Here is a 26048-nt window from a genome sequence, read left to right as displayed (position 1 = left end):
AGTCCGTTTTTGTTTGTTATAAAAGAAACGATCTTTTGTAAGATAACTTAATAAAAACGTAACCAAGCAAGTGTTGGCTAATGCGCTAGAATGTGATAAATTTAAATTTGTGAATTCAGTTTTCACCTACACATATGTGATTCAGATATGGACGAATCAATATGTTGATAGACATTTATATCAGTTCGTTTGATTTTTTGCTATAGGTCAAAGAAGCATCTACCTATTTATTAAGAAGTTAAAAAGGAGCAAATGCAGCCAAATGGAAAAGACATGTCCTAATTGTGGATTTAAAGCACGTGAAATAACCCCTATTTGTCCTAATTGCGGATTTAAATGGGCAGAAATAGAAAAAACATCAACAGACACGCCAATCACTGATCATTCTAGCACTGAGAACGATGACATTCGTTGGTCAGATTATAAACATGTGTCGATTGGTGAAATGGAAGAACAGTTTGGTGAGGTCCACCGTGACCCGGATGAAAAAAATAAAACAACAAAAAGTGTCTCTGGCTTTCAGTCAAAAAACACAGATGTTGAAGAGCGCTCGGATGCACCCATTTTCGCCCGAAAACAAACAGAAGATAACATACCCAACACTGTAGATGATGAACAGACAGAAGTGCTGTCAGACCATGACGCGGAGATTTTATCCGCCTATATCCGTCGTCATAAAGGAGAAGAAGACGAAACCGAAATCTCCGATGCGAAACCAAGTACCACCAACGCAAGTGCAGACCATTCTGCTGAAGACGGCCCAAAAGAAGTCGATGCAAAAAACAACCAAGAAGTAAAGACCCAATCGTCTTCAATTGGTCAAGAGAATGCCTCTTTTGCTGAGGAACCAGAGGCAAGCCGGCAGCCATCCCTTGCTGTTAGCAAAAATACTGACAACAAAGCGGCTGAAGTGCCGGCTTCACCAAAGAAAAAGTCAAAAAAAATCATCTATTTAGCAGCTGCTGTTTGTCTTGTTGCGGTTGGTGGCGGGTGGATGTATTATCACCAGCAACAAACCGCGGCCCAAGAAGCGCAACTGGCAAAAGACACAGCAGATTTGGATCAAATTCAAACTGCATTGAATGAAATGTTTACAGATCAGGATCATGTGTACTTAAAAAGGAATGTGACAGCATCTGCTGTAACGGATTTAAAACAACAGTTAGCAGCCTTCAAAGAAAACGAGCGCTACCAAGACTTGGCAGCAGAAGCAGATGAAATCACCGAAAAAATAGCTGCACTCACTGAAGTCAATGCTTATTTTTCTGAACCAGCGGTCGTAGAAGATCAATTGAATGAAGTATCACTCAAAGAAGCTGCAAATATTTCGATGGACAAAAGAGATGAAAAAGATGGTTTTGATGCATTGATCAATCAAGCAATCACCATGGGTCAGACCGAATATCAATCGATCCAAGAAGTTCAAAATGCGGTTAAAAGCATGACCGCATTGGTTAAAGATGGCGAGGTCCCAGATAGTATTACCCGATCGAACTATAATGAATTGATGAAAAAAGTCCAAGCATTGCCGATCGAATCAGTGGCGACGACATTATCTGAAGAACTCAAAATAGTAGATACAAGTTTGACTAAAAGAGAAACAGCAGAGAAAGCCGCTGCCGAGAAAGCAGCCGCAGAAAAAGCTGCTGCCCAAAAAGCCGCTGCTGAAGCTGCCGAAAGTGCCAACAGCAGCACAACGCAAGATTCTTCTGAAGAAGACTATGTGTTATCGCCGAATACCCCTACGAATACCAACAACCAGCCAATCATTCCGGCACGACAAAGTGATTTGGCAGATACCACGAACAGTGCTTGGAACTGGGCCGAAGGTGTAAAGGAAAAAATCATCGCAACAGCGATTGCGCGAGGCTATGTGGTTGAAGGTGGGTATACTTTTGAACGGGTGCGCATCGTAGATGGACAAGGATATTACAATTTCTATGCCACCAACACAGAAGGCAGTTTATTAAAAGGAACCGGTGAATCCGCACTGCCGATGTATCTGTTCACAGTCAATGCGAAGACAGGTTATTTCAGAGGCAATGGGAATGATCATACTGTTCGCTAATGACTCATTATCGTCAACATACAATCTAGAGATACCATAGAGATGTGAAAAGTACTTGTTTCTCCTCCTTGATTTCGATATGATGTAAGGTAATCGTTCGAACAAGGAGGTTTTTGTGTGCAGAAAATAGAAAGATATGATCGTTTTGAAGATGGTGTGATCGCATGTGTGCCGACGATTTTAGGTTATTTGGGTATTGGCTTTGCGATGGGTGTCGTAGGTAAAGGCATTGGGTTATCTATTTTAGAAATTATTTTCATGTCGGTTATTGTTTATGCTGGCAGTGCCCAATTCATCATTTGTGCACTTTTGGTTATCCATGCACCAATGACAACGATCGTTGCGACCGTCTTTTTAGTCAATTTACGCCATTTCTTGATGAGTTTATCTGTTGCACCGTATTTCAAACAAACGCCATTTTTATCAGCAATTGGTATCGGGTCTTTGTTGACAGATGAATCTTACGGCGTGCTGACGACTGCTTTGCAGCAAAACAAACCCGTGACCGCCAAATGGACGCATGGTTTAAATGTGATGGCATACGTAAGTTGGATCATTGCAACATTCTTAGGGGGGCTATTAGGGTCATTTATTCCAGATCCAGAACGCTTGGGGTTAGATTTTGCGTTAATCGCCATGTTTGTTGGCTTATTTTTATTCCAAGTGGAACGACCTTTGAAGAAAAAAACAAAACAAACGGTCCTGATATTGGCAGCTGTTGTTGTCACACTCGTGATTTGTATGGCACATACGACTGCGGAAGTGGCAGTGATCATTGCCACACTTGTCGGTTGTTTGGTTGGGACGGTGACACACCATGGGTGATTTTGTTATACTGATGATAGCTTGCGGCATCGTTACTTGGATACCAAGGGTACTGCCGTTTGTATTTTCGAAAAAAATGGTGTTTCCTGAAAAATTCACGATATTTTTGAGCTATTTGCCATTGTGTATCTTGGCTGCCCTACTGGTGCAAAATGTATTGGTTTTTCGCGAAGGACAATTGCCTTTGCTTAAAGTGAAAGAAACGATAGCTTGTTTGCCAGCTTTGGCAGTTGGGTATTATACGAAAGATTTGATGAAAATCGTTGTGACAGGTATTATCACCATGGCATTGATTCGATTGATTTTTCCTTAATCAACATTGTATTTTATTGAAGGAGTGAACGCATGAAAGATTTATTAGCGTCCGTATTTAGCGGACTGATCATTGATGAGAATGATCAAAATTATTTTGTTCAAAAAAGCGGTGTAACATTCCGTTTATCAAAAGAAGAAGGCGAACATCACTTAGGTGAGGCTGTGGAAGGCTTTGGGTATCAAAACCAAAAACAAGAAAATGTCATGACGACATTGATCCCAAAGAGCCGCAAAGGACATTATGCTTTTGGTACAGTCACTGGCAGCCGTCGCGACTTAGGTGTATTTGTCGATATTGGGTTGAAGGATAAAGACATGGTGGTTTCATTAGATGAATTGCCAACGATCCGTGAATTATGGCCCAAAAAAGGCGACCGTTTGATGGTTAGTCTTCAAGTAGATGAGAAAGAACGGATCTGGGCAACACTAGCAGATGAGAAAATTTTTAAAGCACTGAGCAAAAACGGCAATGAAACGATGAAAAATCAAGACATCACAGGAACGATCTATCGTTTGAAATTAGCCGGAAGTTATTTGTTGACAGAAGATTTTCATGTTGGGTTTGTGCACCCTTCAGAACGCTATCAAGAACCGCGTTTAGGGGAAGTGGTCAAAGGACGAGTGATTGGTGTTCGTCCGGATGGGGTTTTGAATGTATCCTTGAAACCTCGCGCTTATGAAGCCATTTCTGATGATGCTGCAATGATTTTGACTTTCTTGGAACGTGCTGCAGATCACCAAATCCCATACACAGATAAATCGACGCCAGAGGAAATTTTACAAACATTTGGCATCAGCAAAGGTCAGTTTAAACGTGCACTTGGGAACTTATTTAAGCAACGGTTGATTGAGCAAAAAGAAGGATATACAAAGTTGATCAAAAAACCTAATTGAGAATGCTTGTATCTTTTTTGATTCTAATTTATAATGATTACAATAAACGTCGAGGTGGTTTTTGCCTAGATTATAATAATTATAAATTAGTTTTATGTGGAGGCAGCCATGAATACAACAGCAGCTTTAAAAAAGACCAAAAAACAATTACATGAATCAGGTTTTAAATTGACCCCGCAACGTGAAGCAACGTTGTTGGTTTTGTTAGAAAACGAAAAAGATCATTTATCCGCAGAAGAGATTTTCTTTTTTGTTCGGAAAAAGAATTCTGAAATTGGATTAGCAACAGTCTACCGGACGTTGGAGATTTTAACAGATTTACGGATCGTTGATAAAGTCAGTTTCAATGATGGTGTGGCACGTTATGATTTGCGTAAAGAAGGTGCGAAGCATTTTCATCACCATTTATTGTGTTTAGAGTGCGGCAATATTGAAGAAGTTGAAGAAGATCTTTTGGGCAGTGTAGAGGAAATCGTTGAACAAAAATACCACTTCTTAGTGAAAGACCACCGGTTGACCTTTCATGGTGTGTGCCAAAATTGCCAGAACAAACAGTAACGCGATCGAATGAAACAAGGATAAGTCAAATGCCGAACCATAGGTGGATTTTTGCAGAAAAGGATTTTCTTGCAAACACGAATCACCATATGATTCGGTTTTTTGTTTTTCACTTGTGTTTGCCTACCCACCTAGCATAACGGACAAGAATTTGATATGATAAGAAAGTTGAACGAAGGGGTGCGAGATGGAAGAACAAATCACAGATTATCTGCATTATTTAATGATCGAACGCGGTTTATCTCAAAATACTCGGGTCAGCTATCAAAGAGATCTTACCCAGTACGCGGCTTTTTTGAAAACGCAACATGTGACAGAGTGGCAGCAAGTGGATCGCGTCGTTGTGTTGACATTTTTACAAAGCTTGCAAGCGGATGGCAAATCATCAGCGACAGTCATTCGAATGGTATCAAGCTTACGAAGATTTCATCAATACTTACGGCAAGAAAGAATGACGGATCATGATCCAATGCAACATATTGATTCGCCAAAAAAACAACAAAAATTACCGGATACATTGAGTCTGAATGAAGTTGAGCGCTTGATCGAGACGCCAGATACGAGGGAAGTTTTGGGCATTCGTGATCGTGCGATCCTAGAAGTCATGTATGCGACGGGTTTACGGGTCAGCGAGTTGATTGGTTTGAAATTAAATGATCTGCACCTGAGTATGGGGTTGTTGCAAACCACAGGTAAAGGGGACAAAGAACGAATCGTTCCTTTAGGTGATTTGGCGATCCAATGGATCGAAACTTACTTAAGTGATGCCAGACCCTATTTGACTCGAAAAAATACCGATGAACCGCATCTATTTGTCAATAATCATGGGCGTCATTTGTCACGACAAGGTATTTGGAAAAACCTCAAGAGCCTTGTTCGCCAAGCAGGTATCCATAAAAATGTCACGCCCCATACGTTGCGGCACAGCTTTGCGACCCACCTGTTAGAAAATGGCGCTGATTTACGTACCGTTCAAGAATTATTGGGCCATGCAGATATTTCAACGACCCAAATTTATACACATATTACAAAGAAACGAATGACGGAAGTCTACAAACAGCATTTTCCCCGTGCATAGAAAAAGAGGACAGAGATGGAAGAAATCAATATTAAGTTAGCTGTCTTTGAAGGACCGCTGGATTTGCTGCTGCACTTGATCAAACAATTAGAAATCGATGTGTATGATATTCCGATTGCAGCGATCACCGAACAATATATGGCCTATATCCATACGATGAAATTTTTGGCTTTAGAAGTTGCAGGTGAATATCTAGTTATGGCAGCCACTTTGATGGCAATCAAAAGTCAGATGTTGCTGCCGAAGCAAGAATTAGCAGTTGAAATCGAAGAATATGAAGAAGATCCTCGGGATGTTTTGGTGGCGCAGTTATTGGAGTATCGCAAATATAAGTATGCTGCGGAACAATTGTCAGAAAAAGCCGAAGAGCGCAGCTTATATTACACGAAAGATCCAATGGATGTGGATGCATACAAAGCGCAGGATGACCATCTGACGGCCAATCAATTCAATACGATCGACTTGTTCATGGCTTTTCAAAAAATGATTGAAAAAAAGAAAAATCGGCAAGTATTAGAAACAAAGATCACACCAGATGAAAATACCATAGATGAGAAAATGGCGACGATCCAAATGGAAATGCAACATGTTAGTGCCAAAAAAGGACGCGCATTTGATTCATTTTTTGAATCATACAACAAAAGTGAAGTCGTTGTTACGTTTATGGCTTTGCTGGAATTAATGAAAAAAGGAACGATACGTGTAGAACAGAACGATAATTTTTCATCGATCATGCTCTACCCAACAGGTATAGTAAATGAATAAATACAGTCAAATCGAAGCGATATTATTTGTTGTTGGCGACGAAGGAATTGGTCTTGAAGAATTGAGCTATCTTGTCAAAGATAGTACAGCCAATGTTTACCAACAACTGCAAGAATTGAATCAAAAATATGAAGCAAATGACCAAACAGCGTTGCATATTTTAGAAGTCGGCAATCATTTTGTTCTGTCTACCAAAAAAATATTCGCGCCTTTGCTCAAGAAGTATGCTGAGTCGCCGATGGGCAGCTCATTATCACAAGCGGCTTTAGAAACCTTGTCGATCATTGCCTACAAACAGCCAATCACCAGAATGGAAGTGGAAGATATTCGCGGGGTCCAATCCAGCGGATCGGTACAGAAATTGACAGCCAAAAGACTGATTGAAGAAAAAGGTCGGGTAGACGGACCTGGTCGTGCTATATTATATGGTACAACTGATTATTTTATGGATTATTTCGGCTTGAAAAGTTTGGCTGAATTGCCGGATATCCAGTCAATGGAAGATGAACTCGAAGAAGATGCACCTTTTGATCTTTTTTATGACCGCTACAAGCAAGTAGAAGGAGAATGATGATGGAACGTTTGCAAAAAGTGATCGCTCACGCAGGAATCACCTCAAGAAGAAAAGCAGAAGGATTGATCACAGCTGGCCGTGTCCGGGTCAATGGTCAAGTAATCAAAGAATTGGGTGTACAAGTCAGCAGTAAAGATGTGGTTGAAGTCGATGGTGTACCAATCGAACAGGAACAACATGTCTATTATTTATTCTATAAACCACGGGGTGTGATTTCAGCAGTCAGTGATGACAAAAAACGGAAAGTTGTATTAGATTATTTCGAAGGTATAACTGCCCGGATCTATCCAGTAGGACGTTTAGATTATGATACGTCAGGTCTTTTGTTGCTGACCAATGATGGAGAATTGTCACAAACGTTGATGCATCCCAAACATGAAGTGGATAAAGTCTATGTTGCAAAAGTTAAAGGCGTTGCCGATAAGAAACAATTGTTGCCTTTAACGAAAGGGATCCGTATTGAAGGACGTAAAACAGCGCCAGCGCGATTTGAGATTCTTTCCACGGATATGGCTGCTCAGACTAGTATCGTGCAATTGACGATCCATGAAGGGCGCAACCATCAAGTCAAAAATATGTTGAAGGCTGTGGGGCTGCCGGTCCAAAAATTAAAACGAGAACTTTATGGGCCGTTGACATTAGATGGCTTGAGACCGGGTGAATTTCGTGAGTTGTCCAAAAAAGAAGTGAGTCAACTTAAAAATAGTATTAAGTAACAATTCAGGCAAATAAAAGCATTTGTCAAAAAAAATTTTTTATGTATAATAGATGATGTAATATAAAATAAAGGTTCGTCTTCAGGGGCAGGGTGCAATTCCCGACCGGTGGTTATAGTCCACGACCTATTTCTTTGAAATAGCTGAATCGGTGAAATTCCGATACCGACAGTACAGTCTGGATAAAGAAGATAGAGCGTATTTGATTTACCTATGGTTATTTCGAATGCCCTCTTTTTTCCCTGTGGAAAAAAGAGGGCATTTTTTGTCAGGCGCCGACAAGAAATGCCAACGGAAATTTAATAGGTTCGTTTGAAGAGGAGTCCTGAACTTAGGAGGATTTTGTACTGATGAACAACAAGACAAGAAGAATGGTCACAATTGCCATGTGTGCGGCGATGGGTACAGTGTTGCAATTTATCGCTTTCCCGATTTTTCCAGCATTTAGTTTTTTGAAAATTGATTTTAGTGACATCCCAGTGATGATCATGATGTTTCTCTTTGGCCCGCTTAGCGGCGTGCTGACTGCATTGTTACGCTCGATTTTACATTTATTTTTATCTGGATTTTCACCGGCTGATTTAGTAGGAGATGCAGCTAGTTTCTTTGCTACATGTGCCTTTACATTGCCGATGTATTATTTTTTCCGTAAAGGGATCCATCGCAAAAATAAAACAATCGGTGTGATCAGCGGTATTCTTTCTATGGCCGTATTTATGAGTATTGCCAATCTATTTGTGATCACACCATTGTATCTGCATTTCTTTGGTATGAACGCAAATCAATTCCTTGGTATGTCTCTGGCACGCTATGTTGCGATCGGTATTTTTCCGTTCAACATCATCAAGGGTGCAATCGTCAGTGGTATCTTTTTGGTACTGCATGCAAAGTTGTTGCCATGGTTGGCACGAAAACAACCGCACCATGCATCTGTTCGAAAATAATCTTGAACCAATGAAATGAAGCAACCCACAAATCGTCGCAAGCAGCGACTGTTTGTGGGTTTTTTATGGTTTATTTTTCTAAAATAATCGCACGCGTTGGACATTTACGATAGGCAGTTTGGACTTTTTCTTGTTCTGCATCTATGATAAACTGTTGGCGAGCGGTGGGTTCTTGGGCAAATAAGACGATTCCGTCTTCATCATAGTCAAAGATATTCGGTGCATAAAGGGCGCATAGTCCACAAGCGATACACCGTTCTGGGATGATTTTACAGCGTTGTGACATCAGACTTTCCTTTCTGGAGGCAAATATGGATGTGTTTATTTTAGCGCTCTTTGCGCACAGTGACAAGTTGCGACCATCAACACTTTATCAGTTATTGGTAGGTAAACGTACCAGTTCAGTACTAAGTTATGGTTGTTTTTATGATCGGTTGGGTCTTTTTCAGGCGCTGCCTGACCTAGACGAGGCCTATTTTCAGCAACGAATCGATTATTTGTTGAACAAGGGGAATTTGGTAACTGATCAACAAGGGTTGCTCAATACAGACGAGGATTTCAAAGACGCTCTTTTGCCGTACAAACAAATACTCGAACAAGCCTCTTATTATCGGTATGGACGAACATGGCAAGAGTCTTGGCGTTTGCTGTGCTTGCTGGTCCAAGCAGTCAGCTATCAAGGCGTGACCAATCACTATATCCCAGTAGAAAACACGCCAATGTATACAGAACCTGTCAGGCATATTCTGCAGCAAGTACCTGATGTAAAAAACAATTTGTTTCAAGAACTCTGGCAAGTCTTTGAACGATTGCCTGCTGAAACAGCAGACTTTTTGGCGGGTACGTTGACGGGACCGCAAGTTTTAGGGAAAACATTTTTTCAGTTGGTCCCTGATCTTTATCAGCAACAACCGTGGGACCAATTGTACACGGCTGCAGCCATCCAACGATTTATCGCCCATGTAGAAAATCAGAAAACACCGATTCTTTCCCGCATCTTGGCGCCTTTTTTGCAACGGAATTTGAATCAAAGCATGCTTGATACACGAAGATTGTTTCAAAATGGTTTGTCTGTCAAAGATATCATGCGCCAAAGAAATTTAAAAGAAGGGACTGTCAATGACCATTTGATTGAGTGGGCTTTGTTAGACGAACACTTTCCCTATACACGCTTTGATCGTCAGATATATACTCATTTGCCTGTCTGTTCATGGCGGTACCGCTATCAAGAATTGCAACAAATGCTGGGGGCAGATTTTTTGACGATCCGGCTCTTTCAAATTGCACAAAAGAAGGGAATCCAATGTTAAAAAATGACTTAAAACACTATTTTGGGTTTGAAGAATTTCGTGCAGGCCAAAAAGAAGTCATCGAAAGTGTGCTGCATCAACGAAATACATTGGCCATCATGCCGACAGGCAACGGGAAAAGCCTGTGCTATCAATTACCCGGCTATCTGTTAGAAGGCCTAGTCATTATTGTTTCGCCTTTGGTTTCTTTGATGGAAGATCAGGTATTTGGCTTGCAAAAACATGGAGAAAAACGAGCGATTGCTTTCAACAGTCAGCTGACCGGCATGGACAGGCACTATGTTCTTGAACATCTACATATGTATAAATTTTTATTTTTAAGCCCAGAGATGCTCTTACAAGAATCAGTCATCAACCGCTTGAGTCATGTGCCGATTGCTTTGTTCGTGGTGGATGAAGCCCATTGTGTTTCTCAGTGGGGCATTGATTTTCGTCCGGAATATCTTGACTTGGCTTACGCCAGAAAGAAATTACATTTTCCGACGACGCTGGCGTTGACGGCAACAGCGACTAAAGAAGTGGAGGCCGATATTCGTAAATATCTATTGCAAGGAGAGGTTGCGGTTTTCCGTTATTCAATGAACCGCAGCAATATCGGGCTGATCGTTGAAAAGACAACGGATAAGCTTTCAACGCTGCAATCTTATTTAAAACGGTTGAATGGAGCAGGAATCATCTATTGTGCCACGCGAAATCAAGTAGAAGAGGTCTATCGATCCTTAAAAAAAGACTACGCCGTCGGCTTTTATCATGGTGGACTGGCCAGTGATCAACGAAAAATGCTGCAACAGCAATTTTCCCAAAATCAGTTGCAATTGTTGGTGGCAACCAATGCATTTGGCATGGGGATCAATAAAAGTGATATCCGCTTTGTTATTCATTATGACTTGCCAGATTCCTTAGAGAATTATAGCCAAGAAATCGGCCGAGCTGGCCGGGATGGCTTGGCAAGTCGGGCTATTTTACTGTATCAAGCCCATGATGAGCAGATCCATTATTTCTTTCAGCGGGAAACCCAAGAACAAATCAAGCAACTTGTTGGTGCTTATGATACCAATCAGGCAGTAACATTGACTCCGCTGCAAGAAAAGTGGCTGCAAAAAACCCGTAAGCTGGGTATTGATCAGTGGCAGCAAGTAGTAGCACAAAATGAACAAAACAAACGATCAAAGTTGAGAGAAATGCTGCGTTATATCGACTTGGAGACCTGCCGACGAACCTTCTTGCTGCAGTATTTTGGTGAGCAATCGCAATCGATCGATCCTTGTTGCGATAACGATGGGTTGACGATCGATCAAGAAAAAGAGAAGGTTTTTACAGAAGAAAAAGATACTTGGCGCGCCCTTTTACTAAAAATGTTTAAAGATGTAAATTGATTTAGTTTTTGCAGGACAGTTTTCATTGACCTATGGTATAATACAGCGGAACGATACTAGGAGGGAATACGAGTGAGTAAGAAAGACAACAACTATAATTCAGAAAATCAAGAACCGTGGGAACAACCAATATATGATACAGAATATGAAGATTCTGCATCAAGATCACAACATCGACAACAAAAACGGGGGAATTCACTCTTTTTGACGATCGTGCTAGTTTTGCTTTTCTTGATCGTGGCTATTCCTGTAGGTGCAGGGATCTGGGTCTTGAATCATAATAATGATTCTGGGGTAGTGGCTGACAGCAGCACGTCAGAAAGCACGGCTTCATCCACAACAGAATCATCGACGACAGAATCATCTACAACAGAGTCTACTAGCTCATCAACAAGCGAATCATCTAGTGCATCGAGTTCGTCGTCTAGTTCATCAAGCACATCATCAAGCAGCAGTTCTGCTCCAGCACCGTCAAGCAGTGCATCTTCTGAAGAGCAAAACAATGGCGCGGCTGATGACAACACCCAAACGGATCAAGGGACGACAGAACAATATACAACTGTACAAGCTGGTGAGGGACCAGAGCAAGTCGCTGCCCGCAATGGTATTTCAGTGGAAACATTGTATGAATTGAACGGTATCGATCCAAATAATTTTATGCTATACCCAGGTGATACACTACGAATTAAATAAAAAACCGCTTTGGCGGTTTTTTTTCTTGAATGAGACAATTGAAGCAAAGATCAATGAACTATTTTCGATCATTGCACAGAAACGAGGCGCAATCAACGAATGAAAAAAATCAATATCGCGATTGATGGACCGGCTTCATCAGGCAAAAGTACCGTGGCAAAAATCATTGCAAATGAGCTAGGTTTTGTATATACCGATACGGGGGCAATGTATCGAAGCATTACTTATCTGGCATTAAAAACAGGATGTGCACTTGACGATGAAGCGGCTATTGCTGCATTGATCGATCAATATCCGATCACCTTTAAGCCCAAAAAAGATGGACAAGATGTCTTTGTCGGCACAGAGGAAGTGACGGAGGCGATTCGTCAGCCAGAAGTCACCAATGCTGTTTCTGAGGTATCGGCACATCCGGCTGTTAGAAAGAAACTTGTAGAACAACAACAAGCCATCGCTGTAGAGGGCGGAGTCGTCATGGATGGCCGAGATATCGGAACCGCTGTGCTTCCGCAAGCAGAGGTCAAGATTTTCTTGGTGGCAAGTGTACAAGAGCGGGCAGAACGTCGATTTAAAGAGAATCAAGAAAAAGGGATCGATACAACTTTTGATGTGTTGAAACAAGAAATTGAGCAACGAGATTACTTAGATTCTCATCGTGCAGTCTCACCATTGAAACAGGCCGAAGATGCTGTGCGCATCGACACCTCCGGTATGTCGATCAAAGAAGTCGTGGCAGCCATTAAACAGACAATCAAGGAAAAAGGGTATGAAAAAAACTAGTGGGTGTTTCCCACTGTTTTTTTATTTTTAGTCAGAAAAATAGAGAAAATCTAGAGAAAACTGGCACGAAAAGATTTCTAAGTCAAAAAGACACGAGTTTTTTATGAAAATAAGAGAAATCGCTTTATTTTTTTTGCATTCTATTTTAAACTAAAAGATGTAGTGCAATTATGCAGAATTGTTGGTTAGGAGGACACGAGAGATGACAGATTTTGAAAATAAACAGGTTGATAACGGAAATGAATCAATGGAAGCTGCTTTAGATAATTTCCAAGAAGTAAATGTAGGGGATATCGTAAAAGGCGAGGTTTTAGCCATTGAAGATCGCCAAGCGATCGTCGGTATCGAAGGTGCCGGCGTTGAAGGCGTAGTTCCGGCGAAAGAATTATCTACTTCACCTGTCGAAGACATCAACGAAGTAGTGAAAGTGGGCGATGTCTTAGAATTGGTTGTGATCTCAGCAATCGGTAAAGACAAAGAAAACGGCAGCTATCTTTTATCTAAACGACGTTTAGATGCCAAGAAAGTATGGGAAGATATCGAAAAAGACTTTCAAGAGGGCAAAATCATCGAAGCACCTGTGACGAACGTTGTCAAAGGCGGGTTGGTCGTAGATGTCGGTGTACGCGGTTTTGTGCCAGCTTCAATGGTGGAAGACCATTTTGTGGCTGACTTTGAAGAATATAAAGGGAAAACATTGACCTTTAAAATCGTAGAGATCGAACCTTCTGAAAACCGGTTGATTCTCTCACATAAAGCGGTTGTTGAAGCCGAAAAATCAAAACAAAAAGAAGCGATTTTGGCTGATTTATATGAAGGACAAGAAATCGAAGGAAAAGTTGCCCGATTGACTGACTTTGGTGCTTTCGTCGATTTAGGCGGTATCGATGGCTTAGTCCATGTATCAGAAATTTCTCATGGTCATGTGGGCAAACCATCTGATGTATTGTCAGTGGGAGATACGGTTAAAGTACGTGTTTTATCTGTTGATGCAGATAAAGAACGGGTATCATTATCGATCAAAGATACATTGCCTGGACCTTGGAATAATATTGAAGAACAAGCAGCAGTTGGCAGCGTATTGACTGGTACGGTCAAACGTTTGACAAGTTTTGGTGCGTTCGTAGAAGTCTTCCCTGGTGTTGAAGGATTGATCCATATTTCACAAATCTCACACAAACATATTGCCACACCACATGAAGTCTTGCAAGAAGGGGAGGAAGTTCAAGTAAAAGTGCTTGAAGTCAATCCTGCTGAACATCGAATCGCATTGAGTATCAAAGCTCTTGAAAAAAATGAGCAGGCGGATACACAAGAAGAAACCGATGAAGATGATTACCAATTACCTGAAGAATCAACAGGTTTCACTATGGGTGACATCTTGGGCGATGCGTTAAAAGATAGCGACGAAGAGTAATTGTATGCAGACAGCTTATAACGATTCGATGTTTGAATTTGTTATAAGCTGGTTTTTTGTTTTCTTAGAAGGCTTGCAACTTTACGCAGCTTTAGGTAAACTAAGTAAGATTGAATACAAAACCGCATGTAATCATATATGCAGTTTTTTTAATGGAGGGTAAAAAATGTCAAATCCAACAATAGCGATCGTTGGGCGTCCGAATGTGGGGAAATCGACCATTTTCAACCGGATAGCAGGAGAGCGCATTTCGATCGTTGAGGATACTCCAGGAGTGACCCGAGATCGGATATATGCCACAGGTGAATGGCTGGGCAGAGATTTTAGTGTGATCGATACTGGCGGGATCGATTTAGGCGATGAGCCGTTTATGGATCAAATCAAACATCAAGCTGAGATAGCAATCGACGAAGCAGACGTCATTGTTTTTATTACAAGTGCACGAGAAGGCGTGACAGATGCCGACGAAATGGTTGCGCGTATGTTATATAAGAGCAATAAGCCAGTGATTTTGGCTGTCAATAAAGTGGATAATCCAGAGATGCGTGCTGATATTTATGAGTTTTATACATTAGGCTTAGGCGATCCATATCCAATATCAGGTAGTCATGGTTTGGGTATTGGTGATGTCTTAGATGAAGCAGTCAAGCATTTTACTGATGAAACGGAAGAAGAAGATGAGTCTATCATTAAGTTCAGTTTGATCGGCCGACCAAACGTAGGTAAATCTTCTCTGATCAACGCGATTTTAGGCGAAGAACGTGTGATTGTTTCTGAGATTGAAGGAACTACCCGGGATGCGATCGATACCCATTTTACTAGTGAAACAGGACAAGAGTTCACAATGATCGATACAGCCGGTATGCGCAAAAAAGGCAAAGTATATGAATCCACTGAAAAATATAGTGTCATGCGTGCGATGCGCGCCATTGAACGCTCAGATGTCGTCTTGATGGTCTTGAACGCGGAAGAAGGGATTCGCGAGCAAGACAAACGTATTGCCGGCTATGCGCATGAGGCAGGACGTGGTATCATCATTGTCGTCAATAAGTGGGATACGCTGAAAAAAGAAACCAATACATTACGGGATTTTGAAGAAGAGATTAGAGATGAATTCCAATATTTAGATTATGCACCGATTATTTTTGTCTCAGCGGTAACAAAACAAAGGTTGAACAAATTACCAGCATTGATCGAAGAAGTGAGCATGAACCAAAATATGCGTATTCCTTCGGCCTTGTTGAATGATGTCATCATGGATGCTGTTGCAATCAATCCGACACCAACGGACAAAGGGAAACGTTTGAAGATTTTTTATGCAACGCAAGTTGCAATCAAACCGCCAACTTTTGTTATTTTTGTCAACGAAGAAGAACTGATGCACTTCTCCTATGCACGCTTTTTGGAAAACCAAATTCGCAAGGCATTCACCTTTGAAGGAACACCGATCAGAATCATTCCTCGGAAAAGAAAATAAGAATTTTAACACACTTTGTTTCTTTTTACAAAGAAAGCTCTTCTTTTCTAGAAAAAAGCAAAAAAACCAAAAAAAAGCAGGTCAAAAACGTTAAAATCCTTGATATTACAAGGTTCTTATGATAACGTTATATCAGAATATTGATGGTAATCAATATTTGACAAAAACTTGGACCACTCAAGATTTTTGTTGATGTATGACATCAAAAAAATGATCAGGAGGTGAAATTATCCATGGCAAATAAAGCAGAATTAATCGAAAAAGTTGCATCAGCTACTGATTTAACTAAAAAAGACGCAACTGCAGCAGTAGACGCTGTATTCTCTACAATTCAAGAGGCTTTAGCTAACGGTGAAAAAGTTCAACTAATCGGCTTTGGTAACTTTGAAGTTCGTTCTCGTGCGGAACGCAAAGGACGCAACCCACAAACTGGTGAAGAAATCAAGATCCCTGCTAGCAAAGTACCTGCATTCAAACCAGGTAAAGCTCTTAAAGACGCAGTGAAATAATTGAGTCTTGTGAAACCCTTGAGTAATCAAGGGTTTTTTTTTGTGGAAATTGAAAAGGATTTATATTCAGAAAATTCAAAAAAATAATATGATTCTTTTGTTATTTTAAAATAACTGTTTTGACGCAACTATTGTATTTATTTCTCCGCTTTCACATTGATAGGACAAGGATTATTCCATTTTCTTTTATGTTTTTCATTGAGAAACCTTGATTAAAATAACTCTCTGAAATTGTAATCATTGAAAAATAATTCAGAAAATTTGTTGACTTTGATTTTTTTAAGAGGTATATTGTTAAACAATTACAAGAACAACATATTTTCTCATGAAGGAGCCATTTTCCATGCGCAATTACAATCAATATTTATTAGTCATTATTATTGAGACCAGGACTTAGAACACGGAAGCAAAATTCATCCGTTTGTTTTAGTCCTATTTGCGTAAGTAAAATGGGATTCTGACAAAGCATCCCAGTTTTTATAACCGGGATGCTTTTTTTTATACAAAGTTGTAGGAGATGGTGAAGGTGAGAAGCGATCAGATCAAAAAAGGAATTGATGCAGCACCAGCGAGAAGTTTGCTGTATGCCACAGGACAAGTAAAAAATATTCACGATATGAATAAACCGTTTATAGCGATTTGCAACTCATATATTGATATCGTACCAGGGCACGTCCACTTAAGAGAGTTAGCGGATGTCGCCAAAGAAGCCATAAGAGAAGCTGGCGGTATCCCCTTTGAGTTCAATACGATCGGTGTCGATGATGGGATCGCCATGGGACACATCGGGATGCGGTACTCGCTGCCCAGCCGAGAGCTGATTGCTGATTCGGCAGAGACAGTCATCAATGCCCACTGGTTTGACGGTGTGTTCTATATTCCCAACTGCGACAAGATCACCCCAGGAATGATCTTGGCTGCAATGCGCACCAATGTACCGGCTATCTTTTGTTCTGGCGGACCTATGAAAGCAGGAATCGATCCACGGGGGCATCAAACCACGTTGTCATCCATGTTTGAAGCAGTCGGTGCTTATAAAGATGGACAAATGTCGAAAGCCGATTTTGAGTTTATGGAACAAAACGCTTGTCCAACCTGTGGATCTTGCGCTGGCATGTTCACTGCCAACTCAATGAATTGCTTGTTAGAAGTCTTAGGCTTGGCTTTGCCAGGCAATGGTACGATTTTGGCTGTCTCCAATGAGCGGCGAGAATTGGTTCGACAAGCAGCATTTCATTTGATGGATCTGGTCAAACAACAAGTCAAACCTCGTGACATTGTCACGAAAGAAGCCATCGATGATGCGTTTGCATTGGACATGGCGATGGGAGGGTCAACCAATACTGTACTCCACACATTGGCTATTGCCAGTGAAGCGGAAATCGATTATGACTTGAAACGGGTCAATGAAATTGCAAAAAGGGTACCTTACCTATCCAAAATCGCTCCTTCATCAGCATATTCGATGCATGATGTACATGAAGCTGGCGGGGTATCAGCAATCATTCGACAATTGGTTGATATCGAAGGTGCGATTCATCCGGATCGTCTCACGGTCACTGGTAAGACGTTAAGAGAAAATGTCGCAAATGCTGTCATCCATAATGAAGAGGTGATTCATCCAAAAGAAAATCCGTATAGTCCAGTAGGCGGTTTATCGATTCTATATGGCAACATCGCACCTGAAGGCAGTGTCATCAAAGTGGGCGGTGTCGATCCTAGTATCCATGTTTTCAAAGGCAAAGCCATTTGCTTTGATTCTCATGATGAAGCAGTCGCTGCGATCGATGATCATACAGTTCAAAAAGGACATGTGGTGGTGATCCGTTATGAGGGACCTAAGGGGGGGCCAGGGATGCCAGAAATGCTGGCGCCTACATCGAGTATTGTCGGTCGAGGACTAGGCAAAGATGTCGCCTTGATCACAGACGGCCGCTTCTCTGGCGCAACACGAGGCATTGCAGTGGGACATATCTCGCCAGAAGCCGCAGCTGGTGGTCCATTGGGGTTAGTCCAAGATGGTGATGAAATCGTGATCGACTTGGTGCACAGAACCATTCATTTAGCCGTTTCCGATGAAGAGATGCAAGAAAGAGCGCTTGTCAGACCAAAATTTCGCTCGAAAGTCAAAAAAGGCTGGTTGGCGCGTTATACAGCACTCGTTACATCAGCAAATACCGGCGGCGTGATGCGCGTGCCAGAGGAGGAATAGCAATGGAAAATATCGAATACAGTTCCGATCACTTAAGAACAGGTGCCAAAGTCTTAGTCGATAGTTTACAAGAGCAAGGTGTAGAAATGATTTTTGGTTACCCTGGCGGTGCCGTATTGCCTTTGTATGATCAGCTCTACGATGCAGCTATTCCCAATATTTTGACGCGTCATGAACAAGGCGCGATTCATGCGGCTGAAGGCTACGCTAAAGCCACAGGCAAGGTAGGGGTCGTCTTGGTGACAAGTGGTCCCGGTGCGACCAATGTTGTGACAGGGATCGCTGATGCAATGAGTGATTCAGTGCCACTAGTAGTGATCACAGGACAAGTCGCCACTGCTGGCATCGGCAAGGACGCATTTCAGGAGGCGGATATTCTGGGGATCACACTGCCTATCACAAAACACAACTACCAAGTACGTTGTGTCGATGATTTACCTAAAGTGATTGCAGAAGCATTTCACATTGCGGATACCGGTCGCAAAGGACCCGTCGTGATCGATCTGCCAAAAGATATAACTTTGCAAGAAACAGCAGCTCAGTTTCCATTACCGGTACAACGCAAAAGTTACCAGCCTACTATCGACCCGTCTATGCTGCAGATCGAGAAATTGATGCAAGTTCTTGGTAAAGCCAAACGGCCGGTCGTATTAGCCGGGGCTGGTGTGATTGCAGCAGAAGCAGCGGCAGAATTGCAAAGTTTTGTTGAACTGTATCAGATACCTACAGTCACGACCCTATTAGGGTTGGGTTTGCTATCGGCCGATCATCCGTTGTTTTTAGGGATGGGAGGGATGCATGGTACCTATGCATCGAACATGGCATTATCAGAAGCCGACTTGATCATCAACATTGGCTCACGATTTGATGACCGTTTGGCCACTGCAGGCAGCCAGTTTGGCAAACAAGCAATCGTAGCCCATATCGATATCGACCCTGTAGAAATCGGCAAAATCGTCGAAACAAAGATTCCTATAGTGGGTGATGCCAAATCAGCACTGTTGCAAATGCTGCACTACAAACCGCGTGCTGATCAGTGGGCAGAATGGGTCGCTTGTTGTCAAACCCGAAAAGCGGATAAACCTTATCGGTATGATCGCACACAGAATGAAGAAATCAAGCCCCAAAGAGTCGTTGAAGAAATAGGACGGATCACCAACGGAGAAGCGTATGTCGTGACGGATGTCGGTCAGCATCAGATGTGGGTGGCACAATTTTATCCATTTCAGTTTCCGAAACAACTGATCACAAGTGGCGGATTAGGAACAATGGGCTACGGCATTCCTGCTGGTATCGGGGCGCAGTTCGCGCATCCTGATAAGACGGTCGTGGTTTTCGTTGGGGATGGCGGTTTTCAAATGACTAATCAAGAATTTGCGATTCTAAATGAGTATGGACTGAATGTGAAGTTTATCTTGATGAACAATCAATCCTTGGGAATGGTTCGGCAATGGCAAGAAACATTCCATGATAAACGACGCTCGGCTTCGGTGTTTAATCAGCAACCAGATTTTATTAAACTGGCTGAAGCATATGGCATAGCAGGTACACGGATTGCAGTAAATGAAACACTCGTCTCTGATTTAGAAGTTGCTTTTTCCCAAGAAGGGCCACAACTGATCGAAGTGATGGTGTCGACCTCTGAGCATGTGTTGCCAATGATTCCGCCGGGTAAAGCAAATCATGAAATGATGGGGGTCTGACCATGAAACGTATGTTGGCGGCAATCGTCCACAATGAAGCAGGTGTACTCAGTCGCATCACCAGCGTGCTGAATCGCAGGCAAGTCAATATTGAAAGTATTTCAGTCGGTGTCACCGAACAACCGGATTTTTCCCGTATGACGATCATTGTCAATGTTGATCAATTGACGGAAACCGAACAAGTCATCAAGCAATTGAACAAACAAATCGATGTCTTGAAAGTATCAGATATTACAGAGGATCCCCATATCGAGCGTGAACTGGTATTGATCAAAGTCAATGCGCCAACAACAACACGTTCAGAGATCCAAGCCGTGATCGATCCTTTTCGGGCCCATATTGTTGATGTGGGGCTGAAAACGATCGTGGTTCAAGTTGCCGGTGACACGAAGAAAGTCGAAGCGTGTATCGATGTTTTACGGCCATATGGAGTCAAACAGCTAGCACGTACTGGTGTGACTGGCTTTACAAGAGGTTAAATGCAATCATATTGCTTTAATAAAGAAAGAATTCGGAGGGAAACAGACATGGTAAAAGTATATTACAATGAGGAAGTCACAGATAATCTAGGAGACAAGAAAATCGCCATTATCGGATACGGATCACAAGGTCATGCCCACGCACAAAACTTACGAGATACCGGACACGAAGTCTTTATCGGGATTCGAGAAGGAAAGTCAGCTGATGCTGCGAAAAATGATGGCTTTGCTGTTTACCCTGTTTCTGAAGCCGTTCAAAAAGCAGATGTAGTGATGATTTTAGCGCCTGACGAAATCCAAGGTGATTTGTACAAAAACGAAATCGAACCGAATCTTTCTGCTGGCAATGCATTGGCCTTTGCCCATGGATTCAATATCCATTTTGATGTCATCACACCGCCAAAAGATGTCGATGTTTTCTTGGTTGCACCTAAAGGTCCAGGGCATTTGGTGCGACGGACATTTACTGAAGGGTTTGCTGTACCGGCTTTATTCGCTGTTTATCAAGATGCCAGCGGACAAGCACAAGCTACGGCATTGTCGTATGCTAAAGGAATTGGTGCAACCCGGGTCGGTGTTTTAGAAACTACGTTTAAAGAAGAAACGGAAACTGACTTATTTGGTGAACAAGCTGTCTTGTGCGGCGGATTAACGAGTCTGATTGAAGCTGGATTTGAAACGTTAGTAGAAGCAGGTTACCAACCAGAATTGGCTTATTTTGAAGTGTGTCATGAAATGAAACTGATCGTTGATTTGATTTATGAAGGAGGATTCAAAAAGATGCGCCACTCCATCTCTAACACCGCAGAGTATGGAGATTATGTATCTGGAGCACGTGTTATCACAGATCAAACCAAAGCCAATATGAAAGCTGTGTTAACGGATATCCAAAATGGCCAATTTGCCAAAGGCTTTATCGCAGATAATCAAAATGGGTTCCCGGAATTTCATAAAATGCGAGAAGAAAATGGCAACCATCAAATTGAGAAAGTCGGCAGCGAATTAAGAAAAATGATGCCATTTGTTTCAAAAGACTAGAGGTGGAATAATTTGTTTGTTACTGTCAATGATATCGAAGAAGCCTATCAAGCATTGGCGCCAGTCGTCAGCCGCACACCTTTACAATATGATCGTTTTTTATCTGAAAAATATCATGCTACGATTCTGTTGAAACGAGAGGACTTGCAAAAAGTCCGGTCTTTCAAATTAAGAGGCGCCTATTATGCAATTGCCCAAGCAAATCAAGAAAAGGTTGCGCGAGGTGTCGTCTGCGCAAGTGCGGGCAACCATGCGCAAGGGGTGGCTTATACTTGTCAAGAACGGCAATTGTCAGCGGTGATCTATATGCCGACGACGACACCGCAACAAAAAATCAATCAAGTGAAGTTTTTTGGTGGGTCGTTTGTTCAAATCAAATTGGTAGGTGATACCTTTGACGCTGCGTCTGAAGCCGCGCAGTGCTTTGCCACCGACAATCAGATGGCCTTCATTGCTCCTTTCGATGACCCGGCGATCATTGCAGGGCAAGGTACCTTAGCGGTTGAAATACTGGAAGATGCAGTGAAGGAACAAAGAGAAATCGACTTTGTTGTGGCAGCTATCGGTGGCGGCGGTTTAATCAGTGGCACAGCCGCCTATTTGAAAGGAAGGCTCCCCCATGTCAGAATCATTGGTGCCGAACCCGTAGGTGCTGCCTCGATGCAAGCCGCTTTTGATCAAGGAAAACCAATTGCTTTATCGAAGATTGAAAAATTTGTAGATGGTGCAGCCGTCAAGAAGGTTGGCGACCTTACGTATCAGCATGCCAGACAATACGTGGATCAACTTTTGGCAGTTGAAGAGGGTGCTATTTGCCAAACGATTCTTGAGCTGTATACCAAACAAGCCATCGTCGCTGAACCAGCAGGTGCGTTAAGTGTCGCAGCGCTGGATCTGATCAAAGAGCAAATTAAAGGCAAAACCGTCGTTTGCGTGATCAGCGGCGGTAACAATGATAGTTCTAGGATGGCTGAAATTGAAGAAAAGTCTTTGATTTACCAAGGGTTAAAGCATTACTTCATTGTCAATTTCCCGCAACGCCCGGGGGCCCTTAAAGAATTTGTCAGCCATGTGCTAGGACCAGATGATGATATCACACGTTTTGAATACACCAAAAAAATCAATCGTGGAACAGGACCAGTCATGCTGGGCATCTTGCTGAAGCGCAAGTCCGATCTAGAGGCATTATTGGCACGTATTGACGCTTTTGATGATCAATACATCAATCTGCAGAACAATCAATCCTTATATTCATTGCTCGTCTAACACAAAGGATTCAATGAAGTGTCTCAGACTGTTTGTCAGTTATGAGGCATTTTTTTGTTGTCTTCTGAACATGTACCAACGCACAGATCTAGCGATTTAGTAGGCGTTTAAGCGCCTTCTTGGTATAATAGATACAAGTGATAGGAGGCCGGTTATGGAATTTTTATTTTCTCGTGGGCAACAGGAAACAACTATTTTATATGGTGAGACATTGGCTTCTGTTTTACGGGAACAGGCAATAGCTGCTGAACAAGTGATCATTTTTACCAATCAGCGCTACTACGATCGTTTTTATGAAAAGCTGACCCGTTTATTCATGCCAAAAGAGGTTAGTTGGTATATATGTACCAATCAAGTCTATTGTAATAATTTTACAGAATTTACCCATGGAATGGAATTTTTGGGAAATTACCCAAAACAAAGCCAGTTATTGATCGTAGGATTTGGCAATGAAGGGATTATGGCGTTGAGCAGTTTTATCCATGCAACTGCTGTCTTAAATACGCAATTGTGGTTGATTCCGGTGTCCTTACGCGGATTGGCGAAAAGCGTCAAAGCGCGTGCTATCGTAGTCAAAAAGCCAGATATTCCCATGTTGGAAAATCCTAATAGACCGAGTCAAGTAATCTATGACCAAACGATTGCTGATAAGCAGCAAGAAGGTAGAATCGTTGATTTTTTACTATTGATTCGTTGTGGATTAGTAGGAGATTCACACTTTATAAGGGAATTGTATCGACGCTATCCTGATCAATCTGTTATGATGAAACAATCTTTTGCTGCGTATACTGACAAAGTTATCGAACTTTATCAACGGCAAGGAGATTGTTTAGAAGAATTTGGCCAATTGTTTACGGATGCTTTTTACAAAACTGAAAATGGTCACTTGTTATCGGATACGATGAAAATGTTCTATGGTTTATTGTTTCATTTCATGTGGACGGTCAATCAACAGCAACTGTCAGTCGATCTCGATCAATTTGGCCGTTGGCTCTATCGTTTGGGGTACCCTGTAGAATTGCCGGCAAGCTTTTCGGTCAGCGACTATTTGACGCATGTGCTAGAACTGCAGGAAAAAGAAAAAAACCTGTTATTTTTGTCAAAAGTTGGTACAATAGGGGGCAGAGTTGCTGTCAATGAAGCGGACTTAGTGGAGACACTTACGTCTTATGAACAATTAATCAAGCAGATTAGAGGGAATTAGATGGATACATATAGCGAAAAAATGTTAAAGGCTTTGGCTGAAGAAGATTTAGCCAAAGCGCAGTTGAATTTTACAGAAGCGTTGCAAAAAGATGATGATGAAACTCTAGATGCCCTGGGTGGGGAATTACTTGAAATCGGCTTTTTAGAAGAAGCCAAAACCTTATATCAAACGTTGCAGCAAAGACACCCTGAGAATGAGGCGTTGTTACTGCCATTAGCAGAAATCGCTATGGAAAACGATGACATCGAAACGGCGTTCACTTATCTTGATCAAATTTCTGCAAACAGTGAGGCCTATGTACAAGCATTGCTGCTTAGTGCCGATTTGTATCAAATGATTGGTATTCCGGAAGTTAGCGAAGCCAAGTTGAAAGAAGCACAATCTCTGCTGACGGAAGAACCATTGATCCGTTTTGCTTTGGCGGAATTAGCGATGACGACAGACCGGTATCAAGAAGCAGTCGATCTCTATCAAGGTTTGTTAGCGGAAGATATCTCCGATGTATCTGGTATCTCTGTTGTGGAACGGATGGGTACGTCATTAAGTATGGCAGGACGTTTTGAAGAAGCAGTAGACTATTTTGAAGCGAGTTTGGCAGAGAACCAAACCGATGAACGATTGTTTCAAACAGCACTAGTTTATCTGCAACTCAAGGAAAATGAACAGGCAATCCGTTATTTGCAACAATTGCGGGTGATGAACCCACAGTACCGTGCAGTCTATCTTTATTTGGCGGAAGCTTTACAAGAAGAAGAACAACTCGAAGAAGCACAACGGGTCATTGAAGAGGGGATCAATGAAGATCCATACCAAGTCGATTTTTATCACTTTGCATCGGAAAATGCGTATCGTTTGCATGATAGCGAGGCAGCTGAAAGTTACTTGCTGAAAGCATTGGAAACAGGTGAAAAAGAAGATGAGACCCTTTTGACCCTCAGCAATTTATATCTAAATGAAGAACGTTGGCAAGAAGCTGTTTTAGCCATTGAAAAAATGGAAGACAATGAACAACCCCATGCATTATGGAATTTAGCACAAGCCTATAATGCGATGGAAGATTTTGATTTGGCTGCCAAATATTACGAAGAAGCCAATGAAGCGTTGCATCACGAACCTGCATTTATGAAAGAATATGGCCTCTTCTTAAGAGAAGAAGGCAGATTACTTGAAGCAAAACAAATCCTGCAACATTATTTGGCACACGAACCCAGTGATTTAGAAGTACAATCCATTTTGGAGGACCTTCTGGAAAGATAGGTGAGAGAAATGAACATCAATGTACAAGAAAAGAAAAAGTTTCTTAATTGGCTTGTTTCGACCGTGTCCTTTAGTCGCCGCGAAGTGTCTTGGGTCTTGAACTATTTAGCGAATCATGAGGCAATCTTGAACAATGTTCATTTTGTTGAAGGGGCTGCATTGACTGACCGTGGGCTAAGTGTCCGCAGTACTGAGATTGGCGGTGAACCTTTTGTATTGACGATTGCCGGCCAGACATTTTTTGACATTGATCAGATTTTTCACGAGATACGTATGAATTGGAAAAAGCCTTTGTACTTGGAATGTCTGTTTCCGGATGCATGGAGCCACGCGTTTTATCTAGCTGTTTTGGAAGACAACCCGAATGATCGTTGGAATGATCATTTAGACCAAGAAATGACCGAAAATGTTCAGCGCTTCCTCTCGGAAGAAGAGATGCAAACCAAAATCGATGCCTTGTATCGACAAATCGATATGGCTCTTGAAGATGGGGACCGTGATGCTTTTCTTGAACTATCTGATGAAGTGAATCGATATCTGCTGCAACAAAAAGAAAGCAGTCATTAAAAAAAGACAGGTGCTGGTCA

At 41.9% G+C, this 26048-nt stretch carries 26 protein-coding genes and 1 riboswitch; of the genes, 25 read left to right on the top strand and 1 reads right to left on the bottom strand.

Annotation, left to right across the window (positions count from 1 at the left end):
- The first annotated feature begins 262 nt into the window (after positions 1-262).
- From IGI41_RS09855 to IGI41_RS09810, 10 genes are all read left to right on the top strand, one after another.
- Positions 263-2068, top strand: coding sequence for a cell division site-positioning protein MapZ family protein (locus tag IGI41_RS09855; RefSeq protein ID WP_430609618.1), 1806 nt, complete (start codon positions 263-265; stop codon positions 2066-2068).
- Between the two features lie 117 nt (positions 2069-2185).
- A complete protein-coding gene (locus IGI41_RS09850; protein ID WP_430609617.1) occupies positions 2186-2893 on the top strand; it encodes an AzlC family ABC transporter permease in 708 nt (235 codons plus the stop codon).
- Positions 2886-3206 (top strand): AzlD domain-containing protein, encoded by a 321-nt coding sequence (locus IGI41_RS09845; protein ID WP_430609616.1) that lies wholly within the window; start codon positions 2886-2888, stop codon positions 3204-3206. Before IGI41_RS09850 ends, IGI41_RS09845 begins: the two co-directional genes overlap by 8 nt.
- A 32-nt stretch (positions 3207-3238) precedes the next feature.
- Complete coding sequence (locus IGI41_RS09840) at positions 3239-4102, top strand: CvfB family protein (RefSeq protein ID WP_430609615.1); 864 nt, start codon at positions 3239-3241, stop codon at positions 4100-4102.
- Positions 4103-4210: 108 nt separating this feature from the next.
- Positions 4211-4660, top strand: a complete 450-nt coding sequence (locus IGI41_RS09835) for a Fur family transcriptional regulator (protein WP_430609614.1) — start codon at positions 4211-4213, stop codon at positions 4658-4660.
- Positions 4661-4847: 187 nt separating this feature from the next.
- Positions 4848-5738 (top strand): site-specific tyrosine recombinase XerD, encoded by an 891-nt coding sequence (gene xerD / locus IGI41_RS09830; RefSeq protein WP_430609612.1) that lies wholly within the window; start codon positions 4848-4850, stop codon positions 5736-5738.
- Positions 5739-5753: 15 nt separating this feature from the next.
- Positions 5754-6503, top strand: coding sequence for a segregation/condensation protein A (locus tag IGI41_RS09825; protein ID WP_430609611.1), 750 nt, complete (start codon positions 5754-5756; stop codon positions 6501-6503).
- Positions 6496-7074, top strand: a complete 579-nt coding sequence (gene scpB, locus IGI41_RS09820) for an SMC-Scp complex subunit ScpB (protein ID WP_430609610.1) — start codon at positions 6496-6498, stop codon at positions 7072-7074. The genes IGI41_RS09825 and scpB overlap by 8 nt, the downstream gene beginning before the upstream one ends.
- A gap of 2 nt (positions 7075-7076) precedes the next feature.
- Positions 7077-7793: a pseudouridine synthase gene (locus IGI41_RS09815; RefSeq protein ID WP_430609609.1), complete on the top strand. Its 717-nt coding sequence runs from the start codon at positions 7077-7079 to the stop codon at positions 7791-7793.
- A gap of 73 nt (positions 7794-7866) precedes the next feature.
- Positions 7867-7990, top strand: a riboswitch (FMN riboswitch).
- Between the two features lie 153 nt (positions 7991-8143).
- Entirely contained in the window at positions 8144-8737 is a 594-nt protein-coding gene (locus tag IGI41_RS09810; protein WP_430609608.1) for an ECF transporter S component, read from the top strand.
- A gap of 70 nt (positions 8738-8807) precedes the next feature.
- On the opposite strand, the gene IGI41_RS09805 is transcribed toward IGI41_RS09810, so the two are convergent.
- A complete protein-coding gene (locus tag IGI41_RS09805) occupies positions 8808-9023 on the bottom strand; it encodes a ferredoxin (protein ID WP_430609607.1) in 216 nt (71 codons plus the stop codon).
- A 25-nt stretch (positions 9024-9048) separates the two neighbouring features.
- Between IGI41_RS09805 and IGI41_RS09800 the strand changes: the two genes are divergently transcribed.
- From IGI41_RS09800 to IGI41_RS09730, 15 genes are all read left to right on the top strand, one after another.
- Positions 9049-10047: a helix-turn-helix domain-containing protein gene (locus IGI41_RS09800; protein WP_430609606.1), complete on the top strand. Its 999-nt coding sequence runs from the start codon at positions 9049-9051 to the stop codon at positions 10045-10047.
- A complete protein-coding gene (locus tag IGI41_RS09795) occupies positions 10041-11423 on the top strand; it encodes a RecQ family ATP-dependent DNA helicase (protein ID WP_430609605.1) in 1383 nt (460 codons plus the stop codon). The genes IGI41_RS09800 and IGI41_RS09795 overlap by 7 nt, the downstream gene beginning before the upstream one ends.
- A 72-nt stretch (positions 11424-11495) precedes the next feature.
- Positions 11496-12116: a LysM peptidoglycan-binding domain-containing protein gene (locus IGI41_RS09790; RefSeq protein ID WP_430609604.1), complete on the top strand. Its 621-nt coding sequence runs from the start codon at positions 11496-11498 to the stop codon at positions 12114-12116.
- Positions 12117-12215: 99 nt separating this feature from the next.
- Positions 12216-12896 (top strand): (d)CMP kinase, encoded by a 681-nt coding sequence (gene cmk / locus IGI41_RS09785; protein ID WP_430609603.1) that lies wholly within the window; start codon positions 12216-12218, stop codon positions 12894-12896.
- Positions 12897-13098: 202 nt separating this feature from the next.
- The gene (gene rpsA / locus IGI41_RS09780; RefSeq protein ID WP_430609602.1) at positions 13099-14313 is read left to right on the top strand and encodes a 30S ribosomal protein S1; all 1215 of its coding nucleotides are present in this window, start codon (positions 13099-13101) and stop codon (positions 14311-14313) included.
- Positions 14314-14479: 166 nt separating this feature from the next.
- Positions 14480-15790, top strand: a complete 1311-nt coding sequence (gene der, locus IGI41_RS09775) for a ribosome biogenesis GTPase Der (RefSeq protein ID WP_430609601.1) — start codon at positions 14480-14482, stop codon at positions 15788-15790.
- Between the two features lie 233 nt (positions 15791-16023).
- A complete protein-coding gene (locus IGI41_RS09770; RefSeq protein WP_054116463.1) occupies positions 16024-16299 on the top strand; it encodes an HU family DNA-binding protein in 276 nt (91 codons plus the stop codon).
- A 526-nt stretch (positions 16300-16825) separates the two neighbouring features.
- Positions 16826-18511 (top strand): dihydroxy-acid dehydratase, encoded by a 1686-nt coding sequence (gene ilvD / locus IGI41_RS09765; RefSeq protein ID WP_430609600.1) that lies wholly within the window; start codon positions 16826-16828, stop codon positions 18509-18511.
- A gap of 2 nt (positions 18512-18513) precedes the next feature.
- Positions 18514-20214: a biosynthetic-type acetolactate synthase large subunit gene (gene ilvB, locus IGI41_RS09760; protein ID WP_430609599.1), complete on the top strand. Its 1701-nt coding sequence runs from the start codon at positions 18514-18516 to the stop codon at positions 20212-20214.
- Positions 20215-20216: 2 nt separating this feature from the next.
- A complete protein-coding gene (gene ilvN, locus IGI41_RS09755; protein WP_430609598.1) occupies positions 20217-20693 on the top strand; it encodes an acetolactate synthase small subunit in 477 nt (158 codons plus the stop codon).
- Positions 20694-20741: 48 nt separating this feature from the next.
- Entirely contained in the window at positions 20742-21731 is a 990-nt protein-coding gene (gene ilvC, locus IGI41_RS09750; RefSeq protein ID WP_430609597.1) for a ketol-acid reductoisomerase, read from the top strand.
- Between the two features lie 12 nt (positions 21732-21743).
- The gene (ilvA, locus tag IGI41_RS09745; protein WP_430609596.1) at positions 21744-22997 is read left to right on the top strand and encodes a threonine ammonia-lyase IlvA; all 1254 of its coding nucleotides are present in this window, start codon (positions 21744-21746) and stop codon (positions 22995-22997) included.
- Positions 22998-23151: 154 nt separating this feature from the next.
- A complete protein-coding gene (locus IGI41_RS09740; RefSeq protein ID WP_430609595.1) occupies positions 23152-24201 on the top strand; it encodes a hypothetical protein in 1050 nt (349 codons plus the stop codon).
- Entirely contained in the window at positions 24202-25461 is a 1260-nt protein-coding gene (locus IGI41_RS09735) for a tetratricopeptide repeat protein (protein ID WP_430609594.1), read from the top strand. It begins immediately after the preceding gene.
- Positions 25462-25470: 9 nt separating this feature from the next.
- On the top strand, positions 25471-26028 hold the full coding sequence (locus tag IGI41_RS09730) for a YpiB family protein (RefSeq protein ID WP_430609593.1): 558 nt from the start codon (positions 25471-25473) through the stop codon (positions 26026-26028).
- Positions 26029-26048 lie beyond the last annotated feature (20 nt).

The organism is Enterococcus sp. DIV0876 (assembly GCF_050529585.1).
In the GTDB taxonomy this organism is placed as follows: Bacteria; Bacillota; Bacilli; order Lactobacillales; family Enterococcaceae; genus Enterococcus_D.
This window is presented reverse-complemented; position numbering and strand designations above follow the sequence as displayed.